This window comes from Mycobacterium heidelbergense (assembly GCF_010730745.1).
GTDB lineage: Bacteria > Actinomycetota > Actinomycetes > Mycobacteriales > Mycobacteriaceae > Mycobacterium > Mycobacterium heidelbergense.
On sequence record NZ_AP022615.1, the window covers coordinates 1,000,581 to 1,021,560 of the forward strand.

The window sequence follows — 20,980 nt, forward strand, 5'->3', positions numbered from 1 at the left end:
CTTCTCCTAGCGCACCAGTTTGTTGTTCACCGTTTGTCTGCCCGAGTCCGGAGCCTTCGGCAGGCCGCCCCGAACCCGGGGCCTCATCCCGCCGACGGCGGCCGGGTCATGAACGTGCCCTTGATCTCCAACCCGAATTCGATGTCGTCGTAGTCGCGGCCCTCCCGCCGGCGGCGATTGCCCGCCGCGACCCGCGGCGGCATCAACGGTGGCAGCGTGGGCGACCCGGATTCCAGCGGAGAAAGCGGGGACACCGCCGCCGCGAGTTGCACCGGTGTTTGCGTGGCGGGCAGCATCCCCACCAGGGTGGGCGGCGCGGTCAGCTTGCCGATCGAAACCCCCACACCCACCGCGGCCGTCGGCGTCGTTGCCGATCCCACGGCGCGGATCGCGCTCACCATCTCACTCGTCGCCGCCCCCAGGGCCGCCTCGCCCTCCGCCAGGCCCTGGCCCACGTCGCCGCCCAGACCCTGAACCGCCTGGGCCGTGGCGGTCTGCGCTATGTAGCTGAGCAGGTTGATCGGAATGCCGCCCGCGATGAACTGGTTCGCGTAGGTGTTGAGCAGCCCGAACCAGCCCGCCTGGGGGTTGAAGCCGCCGGGGGTGCTGAGCAGGTTCGTCAGGAAGTCCCCGATCGCCGATTGGGCCGAGGCGGCGGCGGGCACGGCACCGGCCTGCGCGGCGGCCGCGGCCGGGTCGGCGATCGGGGGCGGCGACGAGAACTGCGGCAGCGCGAGGGCCTGCGCCGTGGCGGCCTGGTAGCGGTACATCGCCACCGTGTTGTTCGCCCACATGCCCTCGTACTCGCCTTCGGTCGCGGCGATGGCCGCAAGGTTGTTCCCGAACCAGTTCGTCGCCACCAACTGCGCCAGCCGCGTCCGGTTGGCGCCGACCGCCACGGGGACGACCACCGCCCCCCGGGCCGATTCGAATGCGGCCGCGGCGGCCCGCACCGACGACGACAGTTGCTGGCACTGCTGCGCGGTGGTGCGCAGCCAGGAGAGGTAGGGCTGGGCGGCCTGGACCATCGCCGCCGACGACGGTCCCGTCCAGGAGTCATTCAGTGACGACAACACCGAGGCGTGCCGGCCGACGGATTCCTCCAGCTCGATGCCCAGCTGCCGCCACACGTCGGACGCCTCGATCAACGACCCCGCACCGGGCCCGGAGTGGATCAACGCCGAGGTGACCTCGGGCGGCGCCGTCAGGAAATCCATGACGTCTTACCGCGGGATGAGCGTGGGATCGGCGAATGCGTTATGCGACTGGACATTTCGGTGTCCTACTGCCTGTCGCTGTTGACCTGCCCGGTGGCATCGTTCGGCGTGCGCAGCGGTCGGGCACCATAGTCGGCTCTCACCCACCCGAGGGCGACCGGGGCATCACTTTTCCCTTGACCTGCGCGCCGACTTGGAGATCCTCGTACTTCGGCTGCTTCCTCTTGCGCCAGCCGCTGCCCGCCGAGATCGGCGGCGGCATCAACGGCGGGAGCATGTCGAACCCGGAGTCCCCCGCGGGAAGCGGCGACGCCGCCGACGCGAGTTGCACGGGCGTTTGGGCGCTCGGCATGATCCCGACCACGGCGGGCGGCACGGTCAGCTTGCCCACCGTCACCCCCGCGCCCAACGCGCCCGTGGGCGCCGCCGCGGGTATGGCGCGGATCGCGCTCGCCAGATCGCCGGCGATCCCCCCAAAGGCCGACTCCCCCTCCGACAAGCCTTGGCCGACTTCGCCGCCCACGCTCTGCAGCGCCTGGGCCGAGGTGTTCTGCGCGGCATAGCTGAGCAGGTTGATGGGGAAGCCGGACGAGATGAACTGGTTGGCATAGGTGTTGGCCAGTCCGAACCAGCCGGAGTTGGGGTCGAAGCCGCCGGGGGTGCTGAGCAGGTTCGTCAGCAAGTCCCCGATGGTCGATTGCGCCGACGTGGCGGTGGCGGGCACGGCGCTGGCCTGGGTGGCCGCCGCCGTCGGGCTGGCGATCGCGGCCGGCGACGAGAATTGCGGCACGTCGAGGGCCTGCGCCGAGGCCGCCTGATAGCGATACATCGCCGCGGAATTGTCGGCCCACATGGCCTGGTACTGGTCCTCGGTCTGGGCGATGGCCGCGAGGTTGCCGCCCAGCCGGTCGGTGGCCACCAGCCGCGCGAGCCGGGTTCTGTTGGCGGCGACCTGGGCGGGCTGCACCACGCTCGATTGAACCTGGCCGAAGGCCGCGGCGGCCGTCCGCGCCGACGAGGCCAGCTGCTGGCACTGCTGGGCGGTGGTGCGCATCCAGGTGAGGAAGGGCTCGACGGCCTGGGCCATCGTCGCCGCCGACGGCCCCCGCCAGGCCTGCGTCAACGAGGACACCACCGACGAGTAGATGGGGGCGGTCTGTTCGAGCTCGACGCCGAGGTGTTGCCACGCGCCGGACGCCTCGATCAGTGACTCCGCGCCGGGCCCGGAGTGGATGAGCGCCGAGGTGATCTCGGGCGGCAACGAGATGAAGTCCATGATTGTCACACTCACCATGCCGGAAACGGCCTCGAAAACTCGCGCTGACCGCGCCACGAAAACCCGTCAAACATTGCGCATCGACGCCTCCCGTGCCCGGATCCTTCGCCGACAACGATATACCGGTGGCCACGCCTTGGTTCCCGACCGCGCTGACCGCTTACGGGCCCGGCCGGCGGCTGACGAACTCGCGGTGAACCCCGGTGAGCGGGTCGGTGAACGCGATGCGCCGCGCCAGCAACCGCAGCGGCGCGCCGAAGTCGTCGGCCGGCACGTCAATGACGTTGGGATACAACGGATCACCTTCGATCGGCACCCCGAGCGAGGCCATGTGTACCCGCAGCTGGTGGGTGCGCCCGGTGCGCGGCGTCAGCCGGTAGAGGCCGTGTGGGGCTACGAGTTCCACCAACGTCTCCGCGTTGGGCGCACCGGGCTCGCAGACCGCCTGCAGGCGGCCCCGGCGCTTGACGATGCGGCTCCGAACCACCCGCGGCAACACCAGCGCCGGATCGACCGCCGCCCGCGCCAGGTAGGTCTTGGCGACCAGGCCCCGGGCGAACAGCGTCTGGTAGGCGCCGCGCGCCTCGCGCCGGGCGGTGAACAGCAGCACCCCCGCGGTCAGCCGGTCCAGCCGGTGCGCCGGGCTGAGCTCCGGCAAGCCCAGCTCCCGGCGCAGCCGCACCAGCGCGGTCTGCGCGACGTGGCGTCCCCGCGGCATGGTGGCCAGAAAGTGCGGCTTGTCGGCGACCACGATGTCGGCGTCGCGGTAGAGCACCGGGATGTCGAACGGCACCGGCACCTCGTCGGGGAGTTCGCGATACAGGTAGACGACCGATCCGGCGGGCAGCGCCGTGGCCTCGTCGACCACGGCGCCGTCGGCGTCGACGACCTCCCCGGCCAGCACCTTGGCGCGGGCCCGCGGGCCGAACCGGGCGTCCAGCTCGGCCAGCACCGGTCCCCCGCGCAGCCGCACCCGCGCGGGGCCGAGCCCGTCGCGCACCGGAAGCGGCGCGGATTTCAGGCGCGCCCTCAACTGAGCGGCACCGGCTCGAGGATCTCGGCGCGCGCCTCGGGCGCGCTGGCCCGCAACTCGTCCGCCGACACGTCGTCGGGCTGGGCCTGCGACAGGATCTCGGCCTCCACCCGCGCCGTGTAGTTGGCGACCTCGCGGTCGACGTCCTCGGCGCTCCACCCCAGCACCGGCGCCACCACCTCGGCCACCTCGCGGGCGCAGTCGACGCCGCGGTGCGGGTATTCGATGGAGATGCGCATCCGGCGGGCCAGGACGTCCTCCAGGTGCAGGGCGCCCTCGGCGGTGACCGCATACAGCGCCTCCACCCTCAGGTAGCCCGGCGCCTCCTTGATCGGGCTGAGCAGGCCGGGGGTTTCGGCCGCCAGGCCCAGGACGTCGTCAATCAGCGAACCGTAGCGGTCCAGCAGGTGGCGCACCCGGTACGGGTGCAGGCCCTGCAGCGTGGCGACGTGTTCGACCTGGTTGACCAGCGCGAAGTAGCCGTCGGCGCCCAGCAGGCTCACCTTCTCGGTGATCGACGGCGCCACCCGGGCCGGGACGAACTGGGCGGCGGCGTCGATCGCGTCGGCGGCCATCACCCGGTAGGTGGTGTATTTGCCGCCGGCGATCGCGATCAGGCCGGGCGCGGGCACGGCCACGGCGTGCTCGCGGGACAGCTTGGACGTTTCCTCGCTTTCGCCGGCGAGCAGCGGCCGCAGCCCGGCGTACACCCCGTCGATGTCGGCGTGCGTGAGCGGGGTGGCCAGCACGGTGTTGACGGTGCCCAGGATGTAGTCGATGTCGGCCTTGGTGGCCGCGGGGTGGGCCAGGTCGAGGTCCCAGTCGGTGTCGGTGGTGCCGATGATCCAATGGCTGCCCCACGGGATGACGAACATCACCGACTTCTCGGTGCGCAGGATGATCGCGACGTCGCTGACGATGCGGTCCCGCGGCACCACCACGTGCACGCCCTTGGACGCGCGCACCTGGAACCGCCCGCGCTGCTTGGACAGCGCCTGGATCTCGTCGGTCCACACCCCGGTGGCGTTGACCACGACGTGGCCGCGGACCTCGCTGATCGCGCCGTCCTCGGAGTCGCGGACCCGCACGCCGGTCACCCGGTCGCCCTCGCGCAGCAACGCGACCACCTGGCTCGACGAGCGCACCACCGCGCCGTAGTGCGCGGCGGTGCGCGCGACCGTCATGGTGTGGCGGGCGTCGTCGACGACGGTGTCGTAGTAGCGAATCCCGCCGATCAAGGAGGTGCGCTTCAGGCCCGGGCACAACCGGAGGGCGCCGGCGCGGGTCAAATGCTTTTGCGCCGGAACGGATTTCGCGCCGCCGAGGCGGTCGTAGAGGAAGATGCCGGCGGCGATGTAGGGGCGTTCCCACCCGCGCCGGGTGAGCGGAAACAGGAACGGCAGCGGCTTGACCAGGTGCGGTGCCAGCTTGGTCAGCGACAGCTCGCGCTCGTAGAGGGCCTCGCGGACCAGGCCGAATTCCAGTTGCTCGAGGTAGCGCAGCCCGCCGTGGAACATCTTCGACGAGCGGCTCGAGGTGCCCGACGCGAAATCGCGCGCCTCGACCAGCGCCACCTTGAGCCCGCGGGTGGCGGCGTCCAGTGCGCACCCGGAGCCCACCACGCCGCCGCCGATGACCACCACGTCGAACTGCTCGGCGCCGAGCCGCTCCCAGGCCAGCGCGCGTTGCCGCGGTCCCAGCTCGGAGGCCGGCGAGCGCTGCTCGCCGGGTGCGTGGATCGGATCGCTCACGGCGCAGGTCTCCTCATCGCCGAAACTCCCGTCGGTTACTGGCCAGTAGGACGCTGCTTTACCAAGGCTAGTCCAGATCGTCGTGGGCCATCAGCCGACGAGCGGCCTCGGTGATCGAACCGGACAGCGACGGGTAAACGGCCAGCGTCTGCGCCAATTCGTTCACGGTGATGCGGTTTGTCACGGCCACCGCGATCGGCAGGATCAGCTCGGAGGCGATGGGCGCCACGACCACGCCGCCGATCACCACGCCGGTGGACTTCCGGCAGAAGACCTTCACGAATCCCTGCCGCAGCCCCGACATCTTGGCTCGCGCGTTGGTCCGCAGCGGCAGCATGATCGTGCGGGCGGGCACCGAACCGTCGTCGATCATCGACTGCGGCACCCCGACCGCGGCGATCTCGGGCCTGGTGAACACCGTCGCCGCCACCGTGCGCAGCCGGATCGGGCTGACGCCCTCGCCCAGCGCGTGATACATCGCGATCCGGCCCTGCATGGCGGCGACGGACGCCAAAAGCAGCAGCCCGGTGCAGTCCCCCGCGGCGTAGATGCCGGGCACCGAGGTGCGCGAAACCCGGTCCACCGGTAGGTAATTGCCGGGGCCCAGCTCGATGCCGACCCGTTCCAGGCCGAGGCCGCCGGTGTTGGGGACCGACCCGATGGTCATCAGGGCGTGGCTGCCCTCGACGGTGCGCCCGTCGGTCATGGTGACCAGCACGCCGGCTTCGGTGCGGGTGACCGATTCCGCGCGGGCGTTCTTGAACAGCCGGACGCCGCGTTCGGCGAAGGACTCCTCCAGGACCGCCGCGGCGTCGGCGTCCTCGTACGGCAGCACCCGGTCCCGGCTGGCCGCCACGGTCACCTGCACGCCCAGCTCGGTGTAGGCGCTGACGAACTCGGCGCCGGTGACCCCGGAGCCCACCACCACGAGGTGATCGGGCAGCGCCTCCAGGTCGTAGAGCTGCCGCCAGGTCAGGATGCGCTCGCCGTCGGGCCGCGCCGACGGCAGGATCCGCGGGCTGGCGCCGGTGGCGATCAGCACGACGTCGGCCTCGTATTCGCTGGTGACGGGGCCGTCGGGCCCCGGATCGGAATGGGTGGCCCTGACGCGGTGGCGGGCCAGGCCGGGCGCGGAGTCGATCAGCTCGCCCCGGCCCGCGACCACGTGCACGCCCACGCTGAGCAGGTGGGCCTTGATGTCGGCCGACTGCGCCGACGCCAGCGCCTTGACCCGGGCGTGGATCTGCGGCAACGAGATCTTGGCGTCGTCGATGTCGATGTCGATGCCCAGCCGGGGCGCTCGACGCAGTTCGGTGCGCAGCCCGGTGGAGGCGATGAACGTCTTGGACGGCACGCAGTCGTCCAGAACCGCCGCGCCGCCGATGCCGTCGGAGTCGATGATGGTCACCTGGGCGGCGTCGGGGTGTTCCGGGCGCAGCGTGGCGGCGACCAGCGCGGCTTCGTAACCGGCCGGGCCGCCGCCGAGGATCACGATGCGGGTCACCACACGCCCTAACCTAATCGCCCGCGAACCGCTCGGGTGAATAGCGCTCGGGCCTGTGCCGTTTAAGCTTTCCCCGTGCCGCTCTACGCCGCGTACGGGTCGAACATGCATCCCGAGCAGATGCTGAAGCGCGCACCCCACTCGCCGATGGCCGGAACGGGCTGGCTGCACGGGTGGCGGTTGACGTTCGGCGGCGAGGACATCGGCTGGGAGGGGGCGCTGGCCACCGTCGTCGAGGACCCGGGCTCCAAGGTGTTCGTCGTCCTCTACGACATGACGCCGGCCGACGAGATGAACCTCGACCGGTGGGAGGGCTCCGAGTTCGGCGTCCACAAGAAGATCCGCTGCAGGGTGGAGCGGCTGTCGTCGGACACCACCACCGATCCCGTGCTGGCGTGGCTGTACGTGCTGGACGCCTGGGAGGGCGGCCTGCCGTCGGCGCGCTACCTGGGCGTGATGGCCGACGCCGCCGAAATCGCCGGCGCGCCAGAGGATTACGTGCACAACCTGCGGACCCGCCCGGCCCGCAACATCGGCCCCGGCACGAGCGCCCAAGACTGATCGCGAGCGTGCGTGTTTGTACACGACACGCCGCGTCCGGCCGGCATTCTGCGCACGCTCACGCGGCGCTGGCCCGCTCCAGTCGCCGTTCGATCCGGGCAACAAGTTCGCGGGGTCGATACCTGACGTCCCCGAAGACGATCGGCACGACTAGCCACCCCAAGTCCTGGAGCGCCGCGGAACGCCGGCGATCCCGGAGAAAGGCGTCCGGCCCGCTGTGCCAGTCGACGCCGTCGTACTCGGCCGCTACGCGGCAAGCGGGCCAGGCGAAGTCAAGCCGCCAGGTTCGGCCGGTCAGGTCGACGATCTCGTACTGCAACACGGGCGGCGGCAGGCCGCCGTCGAGCATGACCAGCCGCGCCTCGCTCTCCATCGGCGACTCGGCCAGCGGCGAGGCCAACTCGAGCAACTCCCGAGCCGCGACGACGCCGCGCCGCCCGGAATGCCGCCTGAGCACGCGCCGCAGCCCGTCGCGGTCGCAGGTGCCGCCGCGCAACGCGGCGTCCAGCGTCGCCAGGGCTCTTGGCCTGCGCAGGCCGCGCGCCACCTCGATCGCCGTCCACGCGGGCGTGGTGGCCGGCCGGCCGGCGACGATGGCCAGCGGCGCGCCCGCACGGCGGTGTACCACCAGACCGCGGGTCGGCCGCAATTGTTGCCCGCCGGGATTGAGCACGTGCAGGTCCCTGTCCTCTTCAGTGTCGAAGCCGTATGCAGCCGCCGCGGTGCTCAGGCACACCGCGATCGTCGTCCCCGTCGCCAAATCCAGGCCGCGCAGTCGCAGCGCGTCGGTGATCTCGCCGCGGCCGTAAACTCCATACCAAACCTTTTGCAGCACACCGCATTTCAGGCCAAACTCCAGGCCGCGGCGGGTGAGGTGGGTCAACGCCTGGGCGGAGGTCACCACGCCGCCCTGCGCATCGAGCAGCCGTTCGAGCTCCGCATTCACGCCCGGTATCGTCGGCGCACCGCGGCGAGCCCACAATTCACCCCTGTGCACCCCTGTTGACCCCTGCCGAGCGTGCGCAGAATGCCAGCAGCGCGCGGCGTGTCGTGTGCAAACACGCACGCTCGCGGTCGAAGGGGTTACAAAAGACCAGCCTGCTCGACGATGTTGACCAGCACGCGCAGCCCGATCGCCAGGGCCCGCTCGTCGAGGTCGAACGTCGGCTGGTGCAGGTCCAGCTGCGGCCCCTCGCCGGACCAGACGCCCAGCCGCGCCATCGCGCCGGGAACCTCCTCCAGATACCAGGAGAAGTCCTCGCCCCCGCCCGACTGCCGGGTATCGGCCAGCGCGTCGGGGCCGACGGCCTCGATCGCGTGGGTGAGGATGCGCGTCGAGACCTCCTCGTTGACCACCGGCGGCACGCCGCGGTGGTATCGCAGCGTGTGCTCGATGCCCAGCGGCGACAGCAGCGCGGACACCGCCTCGCGGATGATCTCCTCGAGGCCGACCCAGGTCTGCCGGCTCGCGGTGCGCACCGTGCCGGCCAGCACGCCGGTCTGCGGAATGGCGTTGGCGGCCACGCCCGCATTGACCGCGCCCCACACCAACACCGTGCCGTTGCGCGGGTCGATGCGGCGCGACAGCACCCCGGGCAACCCGGTGATCAGGGTGCCGAGCCCGTAGACCAGGTCGGCGGTCAGGTGCGGCCGCGACGTGTGCCCGCCGGGCGAGTACAGCGCGATCTCGATCGAGTCGGCGGCCGAGGTGATCGGGCCGTGGCGGACCGCGACCTTGCCGACCTCGAGCCGGGGGTCGCAGTGCAGCGCGAAGATCCGCGACACCCCGGACAGCGCCCCGGCCGCGATGGCGTCGATCGCCCCGCCGGGCATCAACTCCTCGGCGGCCTGGAAGATCAGCCGCACCCCGACCGGCAGCTCCGGCACCGACGCCAGGGCCAGCGCGGTGCCCAGCAGGATCGCGGTGTGCGCGTCGTGCCCGCAGGCGTGCGCGACGTTCGGCATCGTCGAGGCGTACGGCGCGCCGGTCAGCTCGGCCATGGGCAGCGCGTCCATGTCGGCCCGCAGCGCGATCCGCGGCTCATGCTCGGGACCCATGTCGCAGACCAGCCCGGTCCCGCCGGGCAGCACCTTCGGGTTCAGGCCCGCGTCGGCCAGCCGCTCGGCGACGAACTGGGTGGTGGCGTACTCCTGCCGGCCCAGCTCCGGGTAGCGATGGATGTGCCGGCGCCACGCGATCAGGTCCTCGTGGTGCGCGGCCAGCCACGATTCGGCGGTGTCAACCAGGCTCATGTGGCGGCCCGGCGTTCCGCCGCGGCCAACACCCGGTCGCGTTCGTCGGGGGCCTGAGCCAGCTGAACGACCGTGCGCGCCAACATGATCGCGCCGTCGACGACGGCACGGTCGGCGCTGGGACCGGCGGCGGCCGCGGCGAAGGCGCGCTGGTGCACCGTCGCACCGCCGGCGTCGACGCCGATCACCGGGTGGATCCCCGGCAGCACCTGCGTCACGTTGCCCATGTCGGTGCTGCCCAGGGGAAGCCGCGCCTCGACGTCGGGCGCCACCGGCTCGCGCCCGAGCCGGCGCATCTCCTCCCGGCAGACCCCGGCCAGCCACGGGTCGGGTTTGAGCTCGGCGTAGGGCGGTGCGGGGTTGTCGATCTCGTATTCACAGCCGGCGGCCAGCGCGCCCGCGGCGAAGCACGCGAACATCCTGCCCTCCAGCTCCCGCAGCGAATCCGAATCGAAAGCCCGCATCGCGTACTGCAACGTCGCGCGCCCGGGGATGACGTTGACGGCCTGCCCGCCGTTGGTGACGATCCCGTGCACCAGTTGCCCCGGCGCCAGCTGCTGCCGCAGCACCCCGATGGCCACCTGCGCGACGGTCACGGCGTCGGCGGCGTTGAGCCCCAGGTGCGGCGCGACGGCGGCGTGCGATTCCTTGCCACGGTAGTCCACGATCACCTCGGACAACGCCAGCGAGCGGGCCCCGGCGATGTCGGTCGGCCCGGGATGGACCATCACCGCCACGGCGACGTCGTCGAACGTCCCGGCCCGCAGGAGCAGGGCTTTCCCGCCGCCGGCCTCCTCGGCGGGGGTCCCCACGAGCGCCACCGTCAGCCCCAGGTCGTCGGCCACCTCGGCGAGCGCCAGCGCGGTGCCCACCGCCGACGCCGCGATGATGTTGTGCCCGCAGGCGTGCCCGATCTCGGGCAGGGCGTCGTACTCGGCGCAGATCCCGACGACCAGCGGCCCGCTGCCGAAGTCGGCGCGGAAGGCGGTGTCCAAACCGCCTGCCCGCGCGGTGATCTCAAAACCGCGCTCGGCGACCAGCGCCTGCGCCTTGGCGCAGCTGCGATGCTCCGCGAACGCCAGCTCGGGCTCGGCGTGAATCGCGTGGGACAACTCGACGAGGTCGCCGCCGCGCCGCCGCACGACGTCCTCGACGCCGTCCAGTGCGGTTGCGGTGGGCATTCTGGCAGTATCCCACCGCCCGGGTCCCGCCCTCCGCGAGCAGCCGCAGAATCGCACCGCGAGGTCGCCTCGCGTGCGATTCTGTGTCTGCTCGGCGTCGCCGGGCTAGGCTCCCGCAGTGTGAGCGACCCCGACGAACTGGCTCGGCGGGCGGCGCGGGCGATCGCCGAGCGCACCGGCATCCCCGAGCACGACGTCGCGATCGTCCTGGGGTCGGGATGGCGGCCGGCCGTCGCGGCGCTCGGCTCCCCGACCGTCGCGCTGGCCCAGGCGGAGCTGCCCGGATTCGCACCGCCCACCGCCGTCGGGCACACCGGCGAGCTGCTGTCGATGCGCATCGGCGAGCACCGGGTGCTGGTGCTGGTCGGTCGCGTGCACGCCTACGAGGGGCACGACCTGTGCCACGTGGTGCACCCGGTGCGGGCGGCGTGCGCGGCCGGGGCGCGCGTCGTCGTCCTCACCAACGCGGCCGGCGGCCTGCGCCCGGACATGACGGTCGGCCAGCCGGTGCTGATCGGCGACCACCTCAACCTGACGGCGCGGTCGCCGTTGGTCGGCCCGCAATTCGTGGATCTCACCGACGCGTATGCGCCGCGGCTGCGCGAGCTCGCGCGCCGGGCCGACCCGGAGCTGACGGAGGGCGTCTACGCCGGCCTGCCCGGGCCGCACTACGAGACGCCCGCCGAGATCCGGGCGCTGCGGCTGCTGGGCGCCGACCTGGTGGGCATGTCGACGGTGCACGAGACCATCGCGGCCCGGGCCGCCGGCGCCGAGGTGCTCGGCGTGTCGCTGGTGACCAACCTGGCCGCCGGGCTCAGCGGCGAGCCGCTGAGCCACGCCGAGGTGCTGGCCGCCGGGGCCGCGTCGGCAGGCCGGATGGGCGCGCTGCTGGCCGCCGTGATAGCCCGGCTCTGACGACGTGACGCCCGAGGAGTGGATCGCCCACGATCCCGACCCGAAGACCGCCGCCGAGCTCGCCGCGTGCGGTCCCGACGAGCTCGCCGCGCGGTTCGCCCGCCCGCTGCGGTTCGGCACCGCCGGGTTGCGCGGTCCGGTGCGCGGCGGGCCCGACGCCATGAACGTCGCGGTGGTGTCCCGGGCCACGTGGGCGGTGGCGCAAGTCCTCAAGGATCGCGGCCTGGCCGGCGCGCCGGTGATCGTCGGGCGCGACGCCCGGCACGGCTCGGCGGTCTTCGCCACCGTGACCGCCGAAGTGCTTGCCGCCGAGGGATTTCCGGTGCTGCAGGCGCCCGGGCCGGTGCCCACGCCCGTGGTCGCGTTCGGGGTGCGCGAGGCCCGCGCCGCCGCCGGGATACAGATCACGGCGTCCCACAATCCGCCGACCGACAACGGCTACAAGGTGTACTTCGACGGCGGCATCCAGATCGTGTCCCCCACGGACCGCCGCATCGAGGCGGCGATGGCCGACGCTCCCCCGCCCGACCAGATCGCCCGCGCGCCGGTCGCGCCCGCCGACACCGGCCTCGTCGAGCGCTACATCCGGCGCGCGGCGGCGGTGCGCCGCTCCGACGGTTCCGTGCGGGTGGCGCTGACCCCGCTGCACGGGGTCGGCGGCGCGGTGGCCGTCGAAACGTTGCGGCGCGCGGGACTCCACGAGGTGCACACCGTCGGGGCCCAGTTCGCGCCCGACCCCGACTTCCCCACCGTCGCGTTCCCCAACCCCGAGGAGCCCGGCGCCGCCGACGCCTTGCTCGCGGTCGCCGCCGATGTCGAGGCCGACGTCGCGATCGCGCTGGATCCCGACGCCGACCGATGCGCGGTCGGCATCCCCTTGGGGAGATCCGGGGCGACCGGCTGGCGGATGCTGTCCGGCGACGAAACCGGTTGGCTGCTAGGCGATTACATCCTGTCGCACGGGAACACAGCCGGTGCAGTGGTGGCCAGCAGCGTGGTGTCGTCGCGCATGCTGTCGAAGATCGCCGCGGACCATGGCGCGACCCACGTCGAGACCCTCACCGGCTTCAAGTGGCTGGCGCGCGCCGATGAGAACGTGCCCGGCGGACGCCTGGTGTACGCCTATGAGGAGGCGATCGGGCACTGCGTCGACCCGGACGCGGTGCGCGACAAGGACGGCATCAGCGCCGCGGTGCTGGTGTGCGATCTGGTGGCCAGCCTGAAGCGGCGGGGTCGTTCGGTGCCCGGCGCGCTCGACGACCTCGCCCGGCGGCACGGCGTGCACGCCGTCGCGGCGGTGTCACGACGGGTCGCCGACGCCGACGAGGCCGCCGAACTGATGCGGCGGCTGCGGGCCGCCCCGCCGAGTAGGCTGGCCGGCTTCGCGGCCACCACCACCGACATCGCCGACGCGCTGATCTTCACCAGCGGTGACGACGAAGCTTCGGTCAGAGTGGTGGTCCGGCCCTCGGGGACGGAGCCGAAGCTGAAGTGCTACTTGGAGGTTCACTGCGCGGTGACCGAAGACCTGCGACTCGCCCGGGAACGGGCCGGCGCGCTGCGCGACGAACTGGTCGCTTCGGTACGACGGTGGTGAGCTGCGGACGGTCTGGGGTAATCGCCATGTCTGCTATGCCGTCATAGCGACAACGAGAGTGCCGGCTACTCGCCATCCCACGACGCTTTCTGGTGTGTCAAGAGGACCAGCCAGATCCCAAAATGGCCGCTGTGCAACCACTTCAGGGCATGTGACAACAGAGCGATTCACTGAGGGAGAGCCGGGCTCGGGTAGCTCACGGTGAGGGCCCGTCCTTACGGGTCGGCGAGCTGGACATACCTGAGAAGAACCTGAGTCAGCGGGACTTTCGACAGACATTTGCTGATCACTTCAAGAACACACAGCCTAGCAATCTCCGTGAAGTTAAATAGTAGCTGTTATTACACTGTTTCCACGTATATCAGCAACATTGATCTGCCGCTGTGATAGTTCAATTTGAAAGTACCTGCGGGTAACAAGCAGGACCCGTACCCGCTCCCCGCTCAAGATAGCTCCATCCATTGCCATATAACAGCCTGGCAAGGAATACGGTGAATTGCCGAGTTTGCTGCGACGCACGTCGCAAACATGTCTACGACATGTCGTGAAGCCCTAGGCCATCGGGCACAAACCTGAGAAAAAACGAGATTACCCCCAACCCTCCCGGTTCCCTGATGGACGCGGCCCGTGTCGCCGTCCAGGTAGGCACCCCCCAACAGCACCCGTCACCCCCGGGCGCAGCCCGCGGTGACCGCCGCCGTCAATTCCCGCATCATCCGTGCTGCGGCGGCCACCGCGAAGACAAGACCTACGGTGCCCACACCAGCCAATGGAGTACACCGATAAGCTGGCCGCCGCCTACCTGGGCAACAAGGCGGGGACCCTAAATACGCTGTGATCAAAGGCGATCGCCGAGAAACGCCTTCGTCAACACCGACAAGATCCCCACACCTCGCCGGCCCGCCGACCCGGCCACACCCGCCCCGATGGCGACATTTGCTTCCCACGTCACGAGCCTCGGCGGGTGACCGTCAGACACGTCCGCACTGCCGTCGGGTCAGCACTCGACGACGCCTCCAATCCCGTGAAGGGCAGCGGGGCGAAAACACCACCAAATCCTGGGCGTGGCAGCGCCCGCAAGCATTCCAAAAGACCAATAATTCCGGGGTTATTTTGAACGGAATTTTTTGCTGCGAAATTCCTATCACCGCAGCTCATTGACCACTTTATTGCGCGAATTCCTCAATGTAATTCTCAGGTATGTTCAGCGTGTCGTAATCCCAAACACACTGCGAATCCAGAACGAAAGTCACCAGCCCCCAGCTTTAAACACGGCTCTGACTCGTTTTATCGGTCATGACAGGAAGGCGCTCCCATGAAGCGTAAGCAGCACAGCACCAGGCGGGACCGCCGCAACGCCAAGGCGAGCCGTGGCCGTGTGGTCGGCTTAAGCACCGCAGCCGGCGCGTTCCTGACCGCCGCGATGACCCCGGTGGCCGCCGCACCTTCTGCCCAGGCCGGGGTACTTGACATGATCATCAACCCCATCATCCAACCCGTGATGGGCGCCGTCAGCACCGCCGCTAACGCAGGCACCACCGCGATCAACGGTATCGGTGCGGGCGCGCTCGCAGGCCTGCATACCGCAGCCCTCGAAGGCATCACCAACAGCCTCAACGCCAGCGCCGCCGCCTTCCAAGGCGTTCATTCGGCTGCCCTGGCCAGCATCACCAACAGCCTCACCGCCAGTGCTGCCGCCTTCAACACCGGCGGACTCAACACCGCCCTAGAAGGCCTGCATGCCAGTGCCGCTGCTGCCTTTAGTGGTGGGGGACTCAGCGCGGCCGCGGCTAACGCTGCCGGGAATGTTCAACTGAACAACCTCGTGTACGGCGGCTTCAGCAACGTCTACAACATGATCTACACCGCCGGCCAAACCTGGATAGCCAGCCCCACCGGCCAACAAATCGACGGGATACTCAACGCGCCGTTCCTCTACCTGTTCGGGCGCGATCTGATCGGCAACGGTGTCAACAACTTCACCGGCCCCAACACCTCACTGCTCGGCCAAACCGGGCTCTTCGGCACCCTCCACGACGGTGGATTCCTCTTCGGCAACGGCGGAGCAGGCGCAGCCGGCACCGCCGCAAATCCCCTCGGGCAGGCCGGCGGTGCCGCCGGATTGTTCGGCAACGGAGGCAACGGGGGGACAGGCGCGAACATCACCAGCGCCTCAGGAATCCACCTCAACGACGGGGGCGCCGGCGGTCCCGGCGGCATCCTGATGGGCAACGGCGGCACCGGTGGTATCGGCGGCGACACTATCGGCCTCTTCGGCGGTGCCGGCGGCCGAGGCGGCGCCGGTGGCTTCCTGTTCGGTAACGGCGGCGCCGGCGGCAACGGCAGCACCGGCGTCGCTTCATCCCCCGGTAACGGCGGTGTCGGCGGTAACGGTGCCTGGCTGGTCGGCAACGGGGGCAGCGGTGGTAGCGCATCCGGCAGCGGGAATGGTGGTGCGGCCGGTTTGGGCGGGATGCTCGCCGGCAACGGCGGCAACGGCGGTGACGCTGCCACCGCCACGCGTATCCGCGCCGGGGGCCTCGCCGGGCTTCTCGGCCAAAACGGCTCCCCCGGCAGCGTGACCCCCTAGCGCGGATAGACCTGACGGTCCTGCATGCAACGGATGCAGGCTACGGACACCCAGACCACCCACAGTAAAGGAAGTAAACGCACATGAAACAGCTAGCAGGCCCTCTGCCCCTCGTCATCGCGGCCGCCGCGACAATATCCGCGGGCATGATCGCCCTCACCCCGACGGTCTCCAACGATCTGGCCGCCGACATCCAACACAGCATGACCGATCTGCAGCAACGCGCGGTCGAATTCACCGACTACGTCGCCAACCCCATCCAAGACTGGATCACCACATTCCAGGCCGCGAGCACCAACCTCTCATCGCTGTACACACAATTTCAGCAATTTCCGTTCGCGGCTTCACAACAGATCGCCGCCAACTTTTTGCAATACGCAGTCCAATACGTGCAGCCCTACCAAGCGTTCGGAACCGGCGCGGTCGGCTACCTTCTCGGGACCGCCGCTACACCGGGTAGCGCGGATTTCATACCGGAGATCCTCATTGGACTGACTGATCTGGCGGCGGGAAACTTCGCCGCTGGGATTCCCGCACTTACGTCAACGATATGGGGGGGTCTTGCCTTAGATGTTTTTAAACCGCTCGAGGGCATCCCCACAATTCTTAATCCGATTACGCAGAACCTCGCGAACGCGACCGACTACCTGACAACCACCGGAATAGCCAATATCGCCGGGTACTTTGCCGATCACTTTATGGGCACGGTTTTCACTCCGCTCGGTGTGGGGGTCCAGAATGTTTACAATTCACTCGTCGCGGGAGATCCGCTCGGCGCTGTGATCAACGCGATCGATATTCCCGCGCTGGTGACAAACTCGGTGTTCAACGGAACCCTCAACGCAAAAACCGGGCTCTACAGCACCGGCTTGATCGCTGATGGGTCTGCCGGTTTCCTCAAGTACCTCATCACCGTGACCCCCCAAGGGCTTGCCAACAAGATGGTCGCTCCCAACGCCCAGAACATCATGAGTGGCGGCAGCCTCGAGTACGCGTTGGGATACTTGGGGAACGTCCTGGCCACCGGGTTCCCCACCCCGCAAATCGCCTTCGACAACCTACTCAACGTCATCCGAACCTATGCGGGTATCCCTAGTGCGGCGGCCGCCGCGGCGGCGAATGGAAGCGAGTTCGCGGCCCTGGCCCCGGCAGCCAGCAACGCCATGGCCGGTCTGTCGGCTGGTGTGCTCAAGGCATTTGATCCGGCGGCGGTGACCAATATCGCCGCGTCGCTGGGCCCGTCGTTGGCCGCAGAAGTCGCGGGATCATTGGGGGCGAATCTCGCGGGATCGTTGGCGACAACCCTGTCGGTCGACCTCTCCAAGGTTGCGCTGCACATCCTGTCGGCGCTGTAAGCCCTCCTGTTGTTGTGGCTGCGGTGTATGCCGGCGACACCTATGTGGTGGTGTGGCACTAATTCCTCACTGCCAGCGGGCATGTCCGGTGGTCGCTGATGTCTGTGGGCTGGCAGCAATGGGATGACGAAGACACCACCGACGAGGTCCTGGCCGCTACCGGTATCTGGCTGATTCCACGGACACGCCCGGTGCTCGAAAAGTCGAGATGCCGAAACGTCACCACCAACACCGGTCGGGAGGCGCACGCGGATGCCGCACTGGCTCGCGAGTGTCAGGAAGTGCTGGAGTGGGCGCAAGCACGCATCGACGAACTGATCGGTGTGGCCGAGGCTAAAGACCACTTCACGACATGGCGCACCGCCCTACAAAACGACCACCATCATCGTGTTGAGCACGGCGGCGCGGTGACGTCCTGCCGGGAAAACCATATGGTGTTGCTCGGCGCGCCGGGCACAGCGAAAAAAACGTTCGCCCGAGTGATCGCTGAAGTGCTGTTCGGACTCGGCACAATCACCCGCCCGGAGGTCACCGAGATCACCGCCCACGACATCGTGGCGGGTGATCCTTCGCGCAGCGCGGCCAGGATGAAAACTGTGTGCGACGACGCGCGTGGTGGGGTGTTGCTCCTCGACGAAGCCCACCAACTGGCCCCCCACACCGACAACCACCCTCACGGTGGGGATGTGATCGCCGCCCTGCAGACCCACGTCGCGGATTACCGCGGCGAACTGGTCGTCATCCTCGCCGGCCACCCCACCCCCATGCAGAACTTCCTCACCACCCATGCCGGGCTGGCCGGTCGCTTTCCCCACACCGTGGCTTTCACCAGCCCCACCCCCGACGACATCGTGGCTCTCGGGCGCCGCTTAGCCGGCAAGGAAAACCTGATCGTCGAAGACACCGCATGGGAACTACTGCGCACCGAAGCGGCCCGACTGCGATCCATCCCCTACGGCCACGGCACACTGCTCGATGTTGCCGGTAACGCCCACTACGCATGTGACGTGATTCTGACGTGTCGGCGTGCACGGCTGCGCCGGCTACACCGACTCGCACCCCACCGCCGTGACCTCGAACACCTCGTACGCACCAACCCCGGTGTTCTCCACGTCAACACCACCGACATGCAACGCGCCCTCACCGCAACACACCCAGCCGTGACCACCTAAACCAACGACTGCCCGCAGCCATAGAAATCCCCCCGCCGGCATCGCTAGTGACCAGTGCGGACGGACTGGGGTCCTCGCCCTGGCCGCTATGCCGTACAGCGCCAATGAGAGTGCCGGCTCGCCATCCCCGGCGACGCTTTCTCGCATGTTAAGAGGACCAGCCAGATCCCAAAAGACTGCTGGGCAACCACTTCAGGGCAAGCGGCAACGAAGCGATTCGCTGAGGGAGAGCCAGACTTGGGTAGTTCACGGTGAAGGGCCGGTCCCTACCGGCCGACGAGCTGGACATACCTAGGAAGAACCTGAGTCCGCGGGACTTTCGACAGACATTTGCCGATCACTTCGAGAACACACAGCACAGCAATCACTGTGGACCTTAGAAGTTACTAGTAGATATATGTTTCTGCGTAGATCAGCAACATTTATCTGATGCTGTGATAGTTCAGTTTGAAAGTACCTATCGGTAACAAGTGGGACCCGCACCCGCTCCTCACTCACGATAGCTACGCTCATTGCCATAGAACCATTTGGCAAGGAATATAGTGAATTATCTGATTTGCTGTGACACGCTTCGGAAGCGTGTCTCCGACACGTCGTGGTCGTCCTAGCCCCTCAGCACAAACCTGAGAAAAGCCGGGATTACCCCCAGCCTTCGCGATCCCCCGATGGATGCGACCGGGTCACCGTGCGGTAGACACCCCGAACAACACTAGTCACCCGGGCCCAGCCCCGCGGTGACCGTCACGTCGATTCCCGCGTCAAATATACTGCGCCGGCCCCCGCGAAGACGGGCATCCAGCGCCCACACCGGCCAACAGGGGATGCCGATAAGCGGGCCACCGCTCACCTGGGCAACAGGGCAAGGACCCTAAATACGTTGTGATCGACGACGATCGCCAAGAAGCATCTTCGTCGACGCCGACGAGATCGCCACACCCCGCTGGCCCGGCCGCACCCGCCTACCAGACCCTCCAGGTCGCGGCCCCGCCCCGATGGCGACGTTTGCTTCCCGCGTCGCGAGCCTCGGCGGGTGATCGTCAACACGGCCGCACTGCCGTCGGTTCGATATTCGACGATGCCCCCAATCCCGTGAGGGCAACGGGGCGGAAATGCCACCAAATCCTGGGTGTGGCAGCACCCGCAAGCATTCCAAAAGGCCAATAATTTTAGGGTTATTTTGAGTGGATTTTTTGCTGCCAATTTCCTATCACCGCAGCTTATTACCCATTTTATTGCGCGGTTTCCTCGATGTAATTCCTAGGTATGTTCAGCGTGTCGTTATCCACAACACACTGTGAATCCAGATCGAAAGTCACCAGCCTCCAGCTTTAAGCACGGCTCCGACTCGTTTTATCGGTCATGACAGGAAGGCGCTCAGATGAAGCGTAAGCAGCACAGCATGAGGCGGGACCGCCGCAACGCGAAGGCCAGCCGTGGCCGTGTGGTCGGCTTAGGCACCGCGGCCGGCGCATTCCTGACCGCCACCATGACCCCGATGGTTGCGCCGCCCGCCCAGGCCGGGGTGCTCGACATGATCATCAACCCGATCATCCAACCCATCATCGGCGCTACCAGCACCGCTGCCGCCGCGGGCACCACCGCGATCAACGGTATCGGTGCGGGAGCGCTCGCAGGCCTGCAAACAGGCGCCCTCCAAGGCCTCACCAACAGCCTCAACGCGAGCCCGGCGGCCTTCCAAGGTGTGCATTCGGCCGCCCTAGCCAGCATCACCAACAGCCTCACCGCCAGTGCTGCCGCCTTCAACACCGGCGGACTGAACGCGGCCCTGGAGAGTATGCATGCCAGCGCAGCGGCTGCCCTCAACGTCAGCAGCGTCAGCGCCGCCCTCGAAGGCCTGCATGCCAGTGCCGCCGCTGCCTTTAGCGGCTGGGGGCTCAGCGCCGCCGCGGCTAACCCTGCCGGAAACGTTCAACTGAACAACCTCGTGTACGGCGGCTTCAGCAACGTCTACACCACGATCTACACCGCCGGCCAAACCTGGATCACCAGCCCCACCGGCCAACAAATCGACGGAGTCATCAACGCCCCCTTCCTCTACCTGTTCGGACGCGACCTCATCGGCAACGGCGTCGGCGGAGCCCCCATCACCAACACCTCCCCATTCGGGACATGGCTGCCTGTCGGCAACCTCCACGACGGCGGGTTCTTGTTCGGCAACGGCGGGGCCGGCGCGGCCGGCACTGCCAGTAATTTGAATGGTGGTGCTGGCGGTGCCGCCGGGCTGATCGGCAACGGTGGTGTTGGCGGCGCCGGATTCAGCCCTACCAACGGTCTCGGTGGTGCCGGCGGCGCCGGCGGTGCCGGCGGCTTCCTGATGGGCAATGGCGGCGCCGGCGGCGCCGGCGGCATGGCCGGGGTCCCCCCGGGGGGCGGCCGCTCCGGTGCCGGGGGCCCCGGTGGGAACGCCGGCTGGCTGTTCGGCAACGGCGGCGCTGGCGGTGCTGGTGGCGCTACCAACCCCGCCGGCGGTTACGGCGGCACCGGTGGCGCTGGTGGGAACGCCGCCCAGCTGGTCGGCAACGGCGGCTCCGGTGGTTCAGCCCCGAACAACATC

14 protein-coding genes and 1 pseudogene are annotated in these 20,980 nt (G+C 68.8%); 7 read left to right on the top strand and 8 right to left on the bottom strand.

What is annotated here, in order from left to right; genetic code table 11:
* Window positions 1-83 precede the first annotated feature (83 nt).
* The 5 genes from G6N25_RS04765 to G6N25_RS04785 form a co-directional block, all read right to left on the bottom strand.
* Complete coding sequence (locus tag G6N25_RS04765; RefSeq protein ID WP_083073241.1) at window positions 84-1,217, bottom strand: PPE family protein; 1,134 nt, start codon at window positions 1,215-1,217, stop codon at window positions 84-86.
* Between the two features lie 139 nt (window positions 1,218-1,356).
* Window positions 1,357-2,493, bottom strand: a complete 1,137-nt coding sequence (locus G6N25_RS04770) for a PPE family protein (RefSeq protein ID WP_083073242.1) — start codon at window positions 2,491-2,493, stop codon at window positions 1,357-1,359.
* Window positions 2,494-2,653: 160 nt separating this feature from the next.
* A complete protein-coding gene (locus G6N25_RS04775; RefSeq protein ID WP_179961701.1) occupies window positions 2,654-3,514 on the bottom strand; it encodes a pseudouridine synthase in 861 nt (286 codons plus the stop codon).
* 8 nt (window positions 3,515-3,522) lie between these two features.
* Window positions 3,523-5,277 carry a glycerol-3-phosphate dehydrogenase/oxidase gene (locus G6N25_RS04780; protein WP_083073244.1) on the bottom strand — a complete coding sequence of 585 codons (1,755 nt, stop codon included), beginning with the start codon at window positions 5,275-5,277 and terminating at the stop codon, window positions 3,523-3,525.
* Between the two features lie 67 nt (window positions 5,278-5,344).
* A complete protein-coding gene (locus tag G6N25_RS04785; protein WP_083073245.1) occupies window positions 5,345-6,784 on the bottom strand; it encodes an NAD(P)H-quinone dehydrogenase in 1,440 nt (479 codons plus the stop codon).
* Between the two features lie 72 nt (window positions 6,785-6,856).
* Between G6N25_RS04785 and G6N25_RS04790 the strand changes: the two genes are divergently transcribed.
* Window positions 6,857-7,342, top strand: a complete 486-nt coding sequence (locus G6N25_RS04790; protein WP_083073246.1) for a gamma-glutamylcyclotransferase — start codon at window positions 6,857-6,859, stop codon at window positions 7,340-7,342.
* Between the two features lie 58 nt (window positions 7,343-7,400).
* Here G6N25_RS04790 and G6N25_RS04795 read toward each other — a convergent pair whose 3' ends face one another.
* The 3 genes from G6N25_RS04795 to G6N25_RS04805 all read right to left on the bottom strand — a co-directional run bounded on the left by G6N25_RS04795 (window position 7,401) and on the right by G6N25_RS04805 (window position 10,776).
* Window positions 7,401-8,288 (bottom strand): hypothetical protein, encoded by an 888-nt coding sequence (locus G6N25_RS04795; protein ID WP_083073247.1) that lies wholly within the window; start codon window positions 8,286-8,288, stop codon window positions 7,401-7,403.
* A gap of 137 nt (window positions 8,289-8,425) precedes the next feature.
* Entirely contained in the window at window positions 8,426-9,595 is a 1,170-nt protein-coding gene (locus tag G6N25_RS04800) for an amidohydrolase (RefSeq protein ID WP_083073248.1), read from the bottom strand.
* Window positions 9,592-10,776, bottom strand: a complete 1,185-nt coding sequence (locus G6N25_RS04805) for a M20 family metallopeptidase (RefSeq protein WP_083073249.1) — start codon at window positions 10,774-10,776, stop codon at window positions 9,592-9,594. Before G6N25_RS04805 ends, G6N25_RS04800 begins: the two co-directional genes overlap by 4 nt.
* A gap of 120 nt (window positions 10,777-10,896) precedes the next feature.
* On the opposite strand from G6N25_RS04805, the gene G6N25_RS04810 reads away from it, so the two are divergent.
* The 6 genes and pseudogenes from G6N25_RS04810 to G6N25_RS24550 all read left to right on the top strand — a co-directional run.
* Window positions 10,897-11,691 carry a purine-nucleoside phosphorylase gene (locus tag G6N25_RS04810; RefSeq protein ID WP_142272541.1) on the top strand — a complete coding sequence of 265 codons (795 nt, stop codon included), beginning with the start codon at window positions 10,897-10,899 and terminating at the stop codon, window positions 11,689-11,691.
* Window positions 11,692-11,695: 4 nt separating this feature from the next.
* Window positions 11,696-13,288: a phospho-sugar mutase gene (locus tag G6N25_RS04815; RefSeq protein WP_083073250.1), complete on the top strand. Its 1,593-nt coding sequence runs from the start codon at window positions 11,696-11,698 to the stop codon at window positions 13,286-13,288.
* A gap of 1,315 nt (window positions 13,289-14,603) precedes the next feature.
* Window positions 14,604-15,878, top strand: coding sequence for a hypothetical protein (locus G6N25_RS24080; RefSeq protein ID WP_158084860.1), 1,275 nt, complete (start codon window positions 14,604-14,606; stop codon window positions 15,876-15,878).
* 146 nt (window positions 15,879-16,024) lie between these two features.
* Window positions 16,025-17,233 carry a hypothetical protein gene (locus tag G6N25_RS04825; protein WP_083073251.1) on the top strand — a complete coding sequence of 403 codons (1,209 nt, stop codon included), beginning with the start codon at window positions 16,025-16,027 and terminating at the stop codon, window positions 17,231-17,233.
* A gap of 98 nt (window positions 17,234-17,331) precedes the next feature.
* On the top strand, window positions 17,332-18,405 hold the full coding sequence (locus G6N25_RS04830) for an AAA family ATPase (RefSeq protein WP_083073252.1): 1,074 nt from the start codon (window positions 17,332-17,334) through the stop codon (window positions 18,403-18,405).
* A 2,074-nt stretch (window positions 18,406-20,479) separates the two neighbouring features.
* A pseudogene (locus G6N25_RS24550) lies at window positions 20,480-20,965 on the top strand (PE family protein); the annotation flags it as partial.
* Between the last annotated feature and the right edge of the window lie 15 nt (window positions 20,966-20,980).

What these genes read in the sequence shown, in the direction of transcription:
- G6N25_RS04765 (WP_083073241.1), bottom strand. Translation starts at nt 1,217, where the DNA reads ATGGATTTCCTGACGGCGCCGCCCGAGGTCACCTCGGCGTTGATCCAC.
- G6N25_RS04770 (WP_083073242.1), bottom strand. Translation starts at nt 2,493, where the DNA reads ATGGACTTCATCTCGTTGCCGCCCGAGATCACCTCGGCGCTCATCCAC.
- G6N25_RS04800 (WP_083073248.1), bottom strand. Translation starts at nt 9,595, where the DNA reads ATGAGCCTGGTTGACACCGCCGAATCGTGGCTGGCCGCGCACCACGAG.
- G6N25_RS04805 (WP_083073249.1), bottom strand. Translation starts at nt 10,776, where the DNA reads ATGCCCACCGCAACCGCACTGGACGGCGTCGAGGACGTCGTGCGGCGG.
- G6N25_RS24080 (WP_158084860.1), top strand. Translation starts at nt 14,604, where the DNA reads ATGAAGCGTAAGCAGCACAGCACCAGGCGGGACCGCCGCAACGCCAAG.
- G6N25_RS04825 (WP_083073251.1), top strand. Translation starts at nt 16,025, where the DNA reads ATGATCGCCCTCACCCCGACGGTCTCCAACGATCTGGCCGCCGACATC.
- G6N25_RS04830 (WP_083073252.1), top strand. Translation starts at nt 17,332, where the DNA reads ATGTCTGTGGGCTGGCAGCAATGGGATGACGAAGACACCACCGACGAG.